Source organism: Stenotrophomonas sp. HMWF003, assembly GCF_003061285.1.
Taxonomy (GTDB): domain Bacteria; phylum Pseudomonadota; class Gammaproteobacteria; order Xanthomonadales; family Xanthomonadaceae; genus Stenotrophomonas; species Stenotrophomonas maltophilia_AP.
The window spans coordinates 10,492-11,232 of the sequence record NZ_QAIW01000323.1; the positions used below are offsets into that span (position 1 = coordinate 10,492).

Annotated in this window: 1 protein-coding gene and 1 pseudogene; both read left to right on the forward strand. The window is 76.1% G+C overall.

All coding sequences use genetic code 11. The features are described 5' to 3' along the window. Positions 1 to 310, forward strand: a 310-nt coding sequence (locus DBR34_RS23020; protein ID WP_258223900.1) for a hypothetical protein, incomplete at its 5' end; no start/stop codon positions are given. Further along, positions 307 to 741: pseudogene (locus DBR34_RS23025) on the forward strand (hypothetical protein); the annotation flags it as partial. The gene DBR34_RS23020 and the pseudogene DBR34_RS23025, both read left to right, overlap by 4 nt.

Sequence of the window (741 nt, forward strand, 5' to 3'; positions counted from 1 at the left end):
CGCGCCGGTGGCGACACCGCCACTGGCCGAACCGCTGGCCAGTGGCTTGCAGGCCGGGCTGGCCCCGCTGTTGCAGCTGCTCGGCGATTCGCACCAGCAACAGGTGCGCACGGGCGAAACGCTGGCCTTGCTGGCTGGCTGGGTGCGCCAGCAGATGGAGACCGGGCCGGCCCCGCGGGTGGGTGCCCGCCCCAGGCGCGCCTCCACGCCCGAGGAGCGCGCCCTGGATGAGGCGCTGATGCGCCACTTCTACGGCGAATCGAGCCTGCCGCCGCGGTGGGAACGCGACGGCGGTGATGCGCCTGCATGACCGCGCCCTCGTTGCCTGCGCTGCCGGCGCCGCCGGCCAGCCTCGTCGCCGACGCAGCGGTGCTGTCGCGCTACGGCGAGGTGCTGGTACAGGCGATGGCGCCGCGCGCGGCGGGTGTCGGCGCGTACGAGGACGACCCGCGCAGCGATCTGGTCGAGGCGCTGTCGCGGCTTGCCCTGGCGCTGCAGGCGGGCAACCCGGCCCGCTTGCGCCGCCAGACCGGTTGGTGGGGGCGGCTGCTGGGGCGCGACGTGGAGCGCCAGGCCGACGCCGACGCGTTGCAGGCGCAGTGCGGCGTCCTGCTGCTCAATGCCCAGGCGCATGCGCGCCGGCTGGGGGCCGCGGTCGAGGCGGGCACGCACGCGGCCGCGGCGGATCTGCACGGCGCGCAGGCGCTGGAGCAATGGGCCGAGGCCGGAACGGTGCTGGGT